Annotated in this window: 8 protein-coding genes; 7 read left to right on the forward strand and 1 reads right to left on the reverse strand. The window is 74.0% G+C overall.

Annotated features, from left to right (window positions below):
- The first annotated feature begins 27 nt into the window (after positions 1-27).
- Entirely contained in the window at positions 28-1,203 is a 1,176-nt protein-coding gene (locus tag AOK23_RS26550; RefSeq protein ID WP_240496567.1) for a sensor histidine kinase, read from the forward strand.
- Between the two features lie 111 nt (positions 1,204-1,314).
- Here the strand turns inward: AOK23_RS26550 and AOK23_RS26555 are convergent, their stop codons facing one another.
- Positions 1,315-2,217, reverse strand: coding sequence for a glycoside hydrolase family 16 protein (locus AOK23_RS26555; RefSeq protein WP_055715156.1), 903 nt, complete (start codon positions 2,215-2,217; stop codon positions 1,315-1,317).
- 261 nt (positions 2,218-2,478) lie between these two features.
- Between AOK23_RS26555 and AOK23_RS26560 the strand changes: the two genes are divergently transcribed.
- The 6 genes from AOK23_RS26560 to AOK23_RS26585 form a co-directional block, all read left to right on the forward strand.
- Positions 2,479-4,869 (forward strand): SpoIIE family protein phosphatase, encoded by a 2,391-nt coding sequence (locus tag AOK23_RS26560; RefSeq protein WP_055715157.1) that lies wholly within the window; start codon positions 2,479-2,481, stop codon positions 4,867-4,869.
- Between the two features lie 134 nt (positions 4,870-5,003).
- Complete coding sequence (locus AOK23_RS26565; RefSeq protein ID WP_055715158.1) at positions 5,004-6,581, forward strand: AMP-binding protein; 1,578 nt, start codon at positions 5,004-5,006, stop codon at positions 6,579-6,581.
- A gap of 80 nt (positions 6,582-6,661) precedes the next feature.
- Positions 6,662-7,822: a YihY/virulence factor BrkB family protein gene (locus AOK23_RS26570; protein ID WP_055715159.1), complete on the forward strand. Its 1,161-nt coding sequence runs from the start codon at positions 6,662-6,664 to the stop codon at positions 7,820-7,822.
- 57 nt (positions 7,823-7,879) lie between these two features.
- Complete coding sequence (locus tag AOK23_RS26575; protein ID WP_055715160.1) at positions 7,880-8,425, forward strand: phosphatase PAP2 family protein; 546 nt, start codon at positions 7,880-7,882, stop codon at positions 8,423-8,425.
- A gap of 53 nt (positions 8,426-8,478) precedes the next feature.
- A complete protein-coding gene (locus AOK23_RS26580; protein WP_079049711.1) occupies positions 8,479-9,582 on the forward strand; it encodes a cyclase family protein in 1,104 nt (367 codons plus the stop codon).
- 156 nt (positions 9,583-9,738) lie between these two features.
- Positions 9,739-10,592: sigma-54-dependent transcriptional regulator family protein (locus AOK23_RS26585; RefSeq protein ID WP_476718307.1), on the forward strand; the 854-nt coding region annotated here is incomplete at its 3' end.

Below are 10,592 nucleotides of genomic sequence, written 5' to 3' on the forward strand. Positions count from 1 at the left end.
CCCCGCCGCCGCTCGTAAGGACCGTGTGTGAGTCGTCGTGTGACCTGGACGAGCTGGCCCTCTCGGGAGGCGCTCTCCCGTGAGGGCGCCACGCGGTACGGGCGGCTGCGCGCCTGGACCGGACGGGTCTTCGTGACCGGGCTGCTGCTGTGGCGGGGGGTCTCGGAGCACCCGGTCCTGTCCTGGCGGACGCTGTTCGACGTGGTCGCCGTGACGGGCTGCGTCCTGGGTGTGTGGGTGTTCTTCCGGCTCACCCTCGTCCGGCGGCTGTGGACCTCCCTGCTGATACTCCTCGCGGCGGCGGGCCTCGCCGTGGCGGCGCGGGCCGTGGGCTTCGACGTGCTGGCGGTCGTCGTGTGGTGCGGCGTGGTCGTCGTGGCGCTGCGGCGGCTGCCGTGGGCCGCCGCCGTGCCCGTGGCCGCCGGTGCGCTCGCCGGCTACGCCGCGACGGCGGACGACACATGGCCCACGACCGCCGCGACCGCGGCCGGCCTCTTCCTCCTCGGCCACGTCCTGCGCCTGGACGCCGAGGCGCGCGGGAACGCCCTGCGGCTCCAGCTCCGTGAACGGGCCGCGCTGGAGGCCCAGGCGGAGTCCGCCGCCCTCACGGAACGGGCCCGGATCGCCCGCGAGATGCACGACGTCCTCGCCCACAGCCTCTCCGCCCAGCTGGTCCACCTGGAGGCGGCCCGGCTGCTGATCGAGCGCGACGCCGAGCGGGAGCGGATCCTCGAACGGGTCGTCGCCGCCCGAGCCATGGCCCGTGAGGGCCTGGCGGAGACCCGTCAGGCGCTGTCCGCGCTGCGGGGCGTGACGGCTCCGGTGGAGGAGTACCTGCGTGATCTGGCCGCCCTCACCGAGGCGACCGCCGTGGAGGTCGGCGGTGAACGCCGCGCGCTGTCGGCGGAGGCCGCGCAGACGGTGCGCCGGGTGGCCCAGGAGGCCCTGACCAATGTGCGGCGGCACGCCGCCGACGCCGAGCGGATCACCGTCGCGCTGCGACACCGGGGCGACCGACTGGAGGTGTCGGTCGCCGGCGACGGCCGCGGCGGCACCCAGCTGCCGGAGGACGCGCGCGGCGGGGGCTTCGGACTGGTCGGCCTGAACGAACGGGTGACCGCGCTGGGCGGCGCACTGCACGCGGGCCCACGTGTCGGCCGCGGCTGGGAGACCCGGGCCCTCCTCCCGGTGCGCGCGCCCTGACCCGCGCGGGACGTCGGCCACGGAGGCGCGGAGCGCCGGGTGCGGCGCACTCGGGCGCGCGGAAGCCGACGCTCGACGGCATCGGTCGCGGGCCGTCGGGCGGAGGCCGGTTCACTTCCAGCCGTACGCGTAGGCCGCGACCCAGGTGATGTCGAGCCGGGCGCTGCTGCCGGGGGCGGCGCCGGGGCCCCTCAGGGCGCTCTCGTTCTGGAGCACCCACGACAGGGGCCGGTCCGGCACCTGCCGTGTGTCGTGCCCGACCAGCCTGCCGTCGACGAAGAACCGCACCTGACCGGGCGTCCACTCCGTGGACACGGTGTGCCACTCCGTCCAGTCGTCGGCGCCCGGGAAGTAGCCCTGTTCGCCACCCCCGCAGGGATGATGGAAGGCGGTGAGGTCGTCCGTCCACTCGCCCTCGGGATGGTCCATCTCGCAGCCGCCCCCGTAGTGGAGCCAGGCGGACTTGTAGCCCGGAGCGAGTGCGGTGACCTTGATGCGGGCGCTGTACTTGCCGTACTTCATCTGCATGACGGCACGCGGTACCACCGCGGCGGCGTGCACGGGACCTCCGTCGGTGGGCCGCCACATCCGGATGAACATCCGTCCGTCGCCGTTCTCCGCAGGGCCCACGCTCACGGTGTCCTCCGGGTGGTAGACGCCGACGACCTCCCGGCCCCGTTCGCCGGCCGTGTCGGGCCAGCCCGTCGGATAGGCCCACCAGTTGTCGCGGTACGCGCCGCTCAGTCCCCCGCAGTACGCGGCGGACGTGTCGACCTCGTGCGCGCAGTCGTCGAACGACCCCAGCGGCACCCGGTCACCGTTGAAGTCCTCCGCGAGGACCTGCCAGAACGGCCCGCAGTCGCCGCGCGGCAACGCGGTGCCCGTGGTGCGGCAGGCGTCCGCCGACACGGGCGCGCCCTCGGCCCGAGGGACACCGAGGAGGACGGTCAGGAGCAGGAGAACCGTCGGCGCCCACAGCGCGCGTCCACGACCCGGTGCCGCATGAGCCCCCATCGCGGGCCCCCTTCCCCGTCCGGGCGGGTGTCCACCGCCGCGACGCACGGCAGGATGTGTCGCGCGAGGGGGCATCCTCGCCGGGGGACCGGTGGGACACCACCCCCGGAACCGGACGCCTTCCGGACCGTCGTGCTCCGCGGTCGCGCGCCGTGGGGAGTGCCCGGCGCACAATGAACCCGGGAAGCAGTGCGAGCAGTCGATCTCACGGAGCCGCCCACGGCGGCTCCGGTCGTCGAGAGGTCGTGGAGAGAAGGAACGATGGGCGAGCACGGTGTCGCCTCGGCCGCGGTGGACGCCCGGGGGGTGATCGTCGCGTGGAGCACCGGCGCCCGTGACCTGCTCGGATACGGGCCCGAGGACATCCTCGGCCGACCGGCCGCCGAGCTGCTGACCGGCCCCCTTCCCGCCCCGGCCCGGCGCCGTCTCACCCGGCGGGCCGAATGGCGCGGCCCCCTCGACGCCCGGCACCGGGACGGCCACCGCGTGGAGCTGGAACTGGTCGCCCACCCCCTCACGGACGCGGCGGGTGAGGCCCGGTGGTTCGTGACGGCCACGGTGCCGGAACCCGTGGCCCGGCTGCGGGGCTGGGCCCTGGACCAGCTGCCCGTACCGATCGCGCTGTTCGACCAGGACGGGCTCGCCGTGGCCACGAACTCCGCCATGGAGGACGTGATGGGGCGGCCGGAGAAGGACCTGCTCGGCCGCCGGGTGGGGGAGTCCGTCGACGGCAGACGCAAGCTGCCCGGCTTCGAAGGCCTCGACGCCGCGGTGCGGCGCGTCCTGCGCACGGGCGAGCCGGTGCCGTACGAGGCCTGGTTGCACGCGCCCGGCGAGGCCCGCGAGCACGCCTGGCTGGTGTCGCTCAGCCCACTGAAGGACGACGCCGGCGCGGTGCGCGGCATGTGCCTGGTGGCGCTGGACAGCACCGAGCAGTTCCTCGCCCGCCGCCGCCTCACCATGGTCAACGAGTCCGGCGGCCGGATCGGCTCCACCCTCGACGTGGCGCGCACCGCGGAGGAACTCGCGGAGGTGTGCACCGACTACTTCGCCGACTTCGTCATGGTGGACCTGCTCGACTCGGTGCTGGCCGGCGAGGAGGCGCCCCTCCTGCCCGGCGCCGGCCCCCTGCTGTTCCGCCGCACCGCCCAGCGGTCCGTGCTGGAGGGCTGCCCCGAAGCCGTCATCCCCGTCGGCAGCCGGCACACCTACGACGAGAACTCACCGCCGGGCCGCGCCCTGACCAGCGGCCGCGCCCTGCTGTACGACGTCGACGACATCACCCGGCGGCTGTGGGCCGCGGACACACCCGCGCGGGACCGCAGCATCGACGCCCACGGCATCCACTCGCTGATGGCGGTGCCGCTGCGGGCCCGGGGCGTCACGCTCGGCCTGTCGCTCCTCGCCCGCCACCGCACCCCGGAACCCTTCACCGAGGACGACCTGCTGCTCGCCGAGGAGCTGGCCGCCCGCGCCGCCGTGTGCGTCGACAACGCCCGCCGCTACACCCGCGAGCACGCCATCGCCCTCGGACTCCAGCGCAGTCTGCTGCGCCACCACGCGCCCCGGCAGGCCGCCGTGGAGATCGCCTCCCGCTACCAGCCGGCCAGCTCCCGCGCCGGGATCGGCGGCGACTGGTTCGACGTGATCGCGCTGTCCGGGGCGCGTGTGGCGCTCGTCGTCGGCGACGTCGTGGGCCACGGGGTGCAGGCCTCCGCGACCATGGGCCGGCTGCGGACCGCCGTCCGCACCCTGGCCGACGTGGACCTCGCCCCGGACGAGCTGCTCACCCAGCTCGACGACATCGTCCTGCGCCTGGACACCGAGACGGCGGCGGACGGCGACGACGACGCCGACAGCCCCGGCGAGATCGGCGCGACCTGCCTGTACGCCGTCTACGACCCGACCACGCGGCAGTGCACCATGGCCCGCGCCGGCCACCCGCCGCCCGCCCTGGTCGCCCCGGACGGCGAGGTGGAGTTCCTCGACCTGCCGACCGGGCCGCCGCTGGGCGTGGGCGGGCTGCCGTTCGAGACGGCGGAGTTCGACCTCGCCGAGGGCAGCGTGCTCGCCCTGTACACGGACGGCCTCGTCCAGACCGCCGGCCTCGACATGGACGACGGGCTCACCCTGCTGCGGGAGGCGCTCGGCGGCAAGAACCGGCCCCTGGAGGAGACCTGCGACGGTGTTCTGCGCGGACTGCTGACGGACCGCCCCGCGGACGACGTCGCCCTGCTCCTGGCCCGCACCCACGGCCTGGCCGCCGACCAGGTCGCCACCTGGGACGTGCCCGCCGACCCCACATTCGTCGCCCAGGCCCGCAAGCTGGCCTGCGACCAGCTCGCCGCCTGGCAGCTGCACGACCTCTCCTTCGTCACCGAACTGATCGTCAGCGAACTGGTCACCAACGCCATCCGCTACGGCGACGCCCCCGTGCAGCTGCGGCTGATCCGCGACGCCACCCTCATCTGCGAGGTGTCCGACTCCAGCAGCACCGCCCCGCACATGCGCCGGGCACGCGCCTTCGACGAGGGCGGCCGGGGCCTCCTCCTCGTCGCCCAGCTCAGCCGGCGCTGGGGCAGCCGCCACACCCGCACCGGCAAGACCATCTGGGCGGAACAGCCACTGCCGGACGAGACGACGGTCCCGTAGTCCCACCGTCCGGTCCCGTAGTCCCGCCGTCCGGTTTCACCGGTGGCCGCCCGGTGGGACGGTGGGGGGACGACAAGGAGCTCTCCGGAGCGTTCGGCGAAGCCGGTACGACAGCCAGCGAAGGAGCCGCCGCCATGGCCGCCGTCGACATCAGCCCCGCAGCGGCTCTGCACCGCAGAGCGAAGTACCCCACCCCGACCGCCCTCCACTACGAGGGCCAGGAGTTCTCCGCCGCCGGGCTCAGCCGGACGGCGGTCGAACTGGCCGCGGGACTCGCCGAGCAGGGGCTGCGGCGCGGCGACCGGATCGCCTACCTGGGCCTGAACAGCGCCACCTTCTTCCACACCCTCTTCGCCGCCGCCCACCTCGGCGCCGTCTTCATCCCCGTCAACTTCCGGCTCGTCGCCGAGGAGGTCCGCGACATCCTCGTCGACAGCGGGGCCCACACCCTGGTCGTCGAGGACGGGCACCGCACGCTCGTCGAGTCGATCGCCGACGACCTCCCGGCCCGCCGTCGCGTCCTGGTCGATACCGACCCCGCCTGCCCGGCCCCGGCGACGCCTCCGGCGGGATGGACACCGCTGTCGCTGCTGCTCGGCCCCGGCCGCGCCGAACGGCCGCCGGTGCCCCTGCACGAGGACGACCTCGGTGTGCTGATGTACACCTCGGGCACCACCGGCCGCCCCAAAGGGGTCATGCTCACCCACGGCAACATCTGGTGGAACGCGGTGAACGTCGACAGCATGGTCGACACCCGCTCCGACGACGTGAACCTGGCCGTCGCCCCCCTCTTCCACATCGGCGGCCTCAACGCCCTCACCCTGCGGACCCTGCTGCGCGGCGGCACCGTCGTCGTACGCCGCGCGTTCGACCCCGCCCAGTGCCTGGACGACCTCGTACGCCACCGGGTCACCGGTCTCTTCGCGGTGCCCGCCATGTACGCCGCCCTCTCCCGCGTGCCGGGCTTCGCCGAGGCCGATCTGAGCGCGCTGCGGTCCCCGATCGTCGCGGGCGCCCCCGTGCCGCCGCGGCTCATCCACGACTGGGCCGAGGGCGGTGTCCTCCTCCAGCAGGCGTGGGGGCTCACCGAGACGGCCCCCTTCGCCACGTATCTGCCGGCCGCGCTGACCCGCGAGAAGACCGGCTCCGCCGGCGCCCCCATGCCGTACACCGAGATCCGCGTCGTCGACCCCGTCACCGGGGACGGCATCGACGAGGCCGACACCCGCGGCGAGATCTGCGTCCGCGGCCCCAATGTCACGCCGGGCTACTGGAACAACCCCGAGGCGACCGCCGCCGCCTTCGACGACGCCGGCTGGTTCCACTCCGGGGACATCGCCCACCGAGACAAGGACGGCTTCTACTACATCGTCGACCGCCTCAAGGACATGATCATCAGCGGTGGCGAGAACATCTACCCGGCCGAGGTGGAGCGCGTCCTCACCGCCTGCCCCGGTGTCCTGGAGGCGGCCGCCCTCGGTGTGCCCGACCCCACCTGGGGCGAGACCGTCCTCGCCGTCCTCACCTGCGCGCCCGGCGCGGAGCCCACGCTGGAGGAGGTCCGGGCGTTCGCCGGCCGCCACCTCGCCGACTACAAGCTCCCCACCCGGCTCCTGCTCCTCGACCGACTGCCGCGCAACGCCAGCGGCAAGCTCGCCAAGGCCGAACTGCGCCGCCTGGTGGCGTCCCGGCCCGCGACGGACACCCTCTGACACGGAGGTCGGGCACCCGGCGCTCGACATTTCTGCTCAAACAAGCGCATAGGTGCTCGGCGCGCGGATACGCGTGCGGCATGGTGCGGACACTGAAACGGCTCAGAAGGCATGGCGAACACCACGCGCACGACCGCGAGGCCGATGCCATGGAGGAACGGGTGGACCGGCGGGCGCCGGAGGAACAGCCTCTCGGTCCCGAGGACCGGACGGAGCGAGCGCCCGAGGAGCGGTCCGTCGGACCGGAGGAGGACGAGCGGTCCATCGGGCCCGACGAGGACGTGGAGCGGCGGGCGCCGGACCAGCCGACGCAGGTGCTCAAGCGTTCCTGGTCGGCGGTGCTGAAGGGGACCCTGAAGGAGTTCAAGGACGACGAACTGACCGACCGGGCCGCCGCCCTGACGTACTACGGGATCCTCTCGCTCTTCCCCGCGCTGCTGGTGCTCGTCTCCCTCCTGGGCATCACCGGCCGCTCGGCGACCCAGCAGGTGCTGGACAACATCCAGAGCCTCGCCCCGGGTTCGGCGCGGGAGATCCTCCAGGACGCGGTGCGGCAGCTCCAGGGCAACGCCGGGATCGGCTCCGTCATGGCGATCGTCGGTCTGCTGCTGGCGGTGTGGTCGACCTCCGGCTACGTCGCCGCGTTCATCCGCACCGCCAACGCCGTCTACGACATGCCCGAGGGCCGCCCCGTCTGGAAGGTGCTGCCGATCCGGGTCGCCGTGACGGTCGTCCTGCTGGTCCTCGCGGTGATCAGCGCGCTGATCGTCGTGTTCACCGGGGCCCTGGCCCGTGAGGCGGGCTCGGCGCTGGGCATGGGCGACACGGCCCTGACGGTGTGGTCGATCGCGAAGTGGCCGGTGCTCGTGGCCCTGGTCACCGTCATGATCGCGCTGCTCTACTGGGCGACCCCGAACGCCAAGGTGCGCGGCTTCCGTTGGGTGACTCCCGGCAGCCTCCTGGCACTGCTGATCTGGATGGTCGCCTCGGCCGGGTTCGCGGTGTACGTGGCCAACTTCGGCTCGTACAACAAGACGTACGGCACCCTCGCCGGTGTGATCGTCTTCCTGGTGTGGCTGTGGATCACGAATCTCGCGATCCTTCTCGGCCTGGAGTTCGACGCGGAGCTCGCCCGCCAACGGGCCGTCGCGGGAGGCCATCCGGTCGAGGAGGAGCCGTACGTCCAGCCGCGCGACACGCGGAAGTGGACCGACGAGGACCGACGACGACTTCGCACCTGAGCGCCCGTGAGCGCCGGGTCGCCGCCCCCGGGCGGCGCGGACGGGAGGACGCCGCCCATGAAGGTGATGGCGGAGCTGCGCGCCGCGGACCGACGACTGGCCCGCCGGGTCATCGACGGCGGGCCGGCGTGGGCGCGGCGGGTGCTGCCCGCGGTCGAGGAGGCGGCCGAACACACGAAGGTGTGGTGGGCCGTGACGGCGCTGCTGGCGGCCACGGGAGGGCGCGGCCGGGTGGCAGCGGTGACCGGCGTGGCGGGCATGACGACGGCGCTGCTCCTGTCGAACCTGGTCACGAAGCAGCTGTACCGGCGCCGCCGCCCGCCCTCGGAGTGGGTCCCGCCGGACGCGCTCCGGGACCGCCCCGAGAGTTCCTCCTTCCCCTCCGGGCACACGGCCGCGGCCTTCGCTTTCGCGCGCGCCGTCGGCTCGGTGTGGCCGCCCGTCGGCGCGACCTGCGGGGCGCTCGCGGTGCCGGTGGCCGTCGAACGCGTGCACAGCGGCGCGCACTACCCCTCCGACGTGGCCGCCGGCGCGGCGCTCGGACTGGCCTCGGCGGCCCTGGTCCGAGCCGCCCCCCGGCTGCTGTGGCGCCGGGTTCTCTGACAGGTGCACGGTGGACCAGTGGGAGTGCTGGTGACCATCCGCGAGGAGTGCCGATGAGCCCGACGTCCGCTGAGCCGCCGCACTCGGAGCGAGCGGCCGGCCCGGAGCAGGCCGTCGACCCCGAACGGGCGGTCGGCCGCCATCGGGGGACCCATGCCGAACGTGGTCAGGCGACCTACGCCGATCACGGTCAGGCGGCCCAGGCTGAGCGCCCCGCCCCCGACGGTGACGGCGCCCCGAACGGCCCCGTCGTCTCCCGGCAGGAGTTCGACCGGATCTTCGAGGCCGTCCGTACCTGGGGGCGCTGGGACCCCGCCGACCGGGGCGCGTGGAACCGGGTGACCGAGGAGCATGTGCGGCGGGCCGCCGGGCACGTGCGGTCCGGGCTGGTCGTCCCGATGGCGTTGCCCTGGAACACCCGGCCGGGACCCGACAACCGCAAGCCCGCCCTGCACCACATGACCGACCTCGGGGACGTGGAGAGCCCGGAGCCCACGACCCACAAGGACTTCCTCGCCGCCGACTACCACGGCAAGGGCGTCACCCATCTGGACGCGCTGTCCCACATCGCCTACCGGGGGCGGCTCTACGACGGCAGGGCGGCCCAGGAGTCCGTCGACGCGGCAGGCGCCCGCTTCGGCACGGTGGCCGCGCTCGGCCCCCTCGTCACGACGGGTGTGCTGCTCGACCTCCCCGCCGTCCTCGGCGTCCGCTGGCTGGAGCCGGGCCGAGCCGTGCGTGCGAAGGACGTCCTCGCGGCGGAGAAGGCACTCGGGGTGACGATCGGCGAGGGCGACGCGGTGCTGCTGCGCTCCGGTCAGGTCCGCCGCCGCGCGGAACTCGGCGCCTGGGACCCCGACACCGCGAGCGCCGGATTCCATGTGGACGCCCTGCCCCTGCTGGCCGAACGCGGTGTCTGCCTGCTCGGCGGTGACGGCGACAGCGACGTACGGCCCTCGCCCGTCCCCGGGGTGCACTCACCGGTCCACGCCCTGGCCGTGACCGCGATGGGCGTGCCCCTGCTGGACAACCTCGATCTGGAGGCGCTCGCCGCCGCCACCGCGGAGGCGGGGCGGTACGCGTTCCTGCTCGTTGTGGCCCCGCTGAACGTCCCCGGCGGCACCGGCTCACCCGTCAATCCGGTCGCGGTCCTGTGATCGGCCCGCCCCTGCGGCGTCTCCGGCGCCTGCGGCCCCTCCGGCTCCGTGCGCGCCTCCAGGGCCGACCGTGACTCGGGTTGCGGATGCCCGTATCCTCGTCAATGCCGGATACTTCCGATAAGCGGGTTATCGAATCGCGCGTGTGAGGCGAGCGTGGTCAGGTCCGACGGCGAGCCGATCCTCACGGGCCGTGCGACACAAGGCACGGGACCCGCTCGTTCTCGTGAGCGTTTTCTCCAGGGCGAACAGGTCGAGACGGGGGTGCGGACGTCGATCCTGCACTCCTGGCGGCGCTCCCGGTCCCTGGGGCTCTCGCCGAACGAGTCCGAGCTGCCCTTCAGCGACGACTTCGACCCCGACGGCCGTATCGTCCGCGCGGCGACGCCGGTGCTCGACCGGCTGCAGGCCAGGTTCGCCGGCAGTGCCATGAACATCTCCCTGGCCGACGGGAACGGCACCGTGCTGATGCGCCGGTTCGGCCGGGCGTCGATGGCCCGGAGCCTCCCGGCGATCCAGACCGTGCCGGGGTTCGTCTTCGCCGAGCGGTTCGCCGGCACCAACGGCATCGGCCTCGCCCTGGCGGAGCGACGGCTCATCGGCGTCTACGGCGCCGAGCACTTCGCCGAACGCTCCCAGGGCAGCGCCTGCCGGGCGCTCCCCGTCCGGGACCCGCTGAGCGGCCGTATCGAGGGCGTCCTGTGCTTCGGCTATCCCCGCAGCGCGGAGGACCCGGCGCTGACCCCCGTGATCCGCAAGGCCGCCGCGGCCATCGAACGGCGGCTGCTGGCGCAGAGTTCCGCCCGTGAGCGCTCGCTGCTCCAGGCGTACGCGGCGGCCGAGGCCAAGGCCGACGGCGGTCTGCACCACAGTGTCCGGATGGACGCCCTGGCCCTCGAACTCGGCCCCGGCGACCGGGCGATCCTCATGGAGAAGGCCGCCGAGCTGATCTCCCGCGCCCAGCGGGCGGCCGTCGACGTGCCCCTGCCCGACGGCCGCCCGCTGGGCGC

The organism is Streptomyces torulosus (assembly GCF_001419765.1).
Taxonomy (GTDB): Bacteria; Actinomycetota; Actinomycetes; order Streptomycetales; family Streptomycetaceae; genus Streptomyces; species Streptomyces torulosus.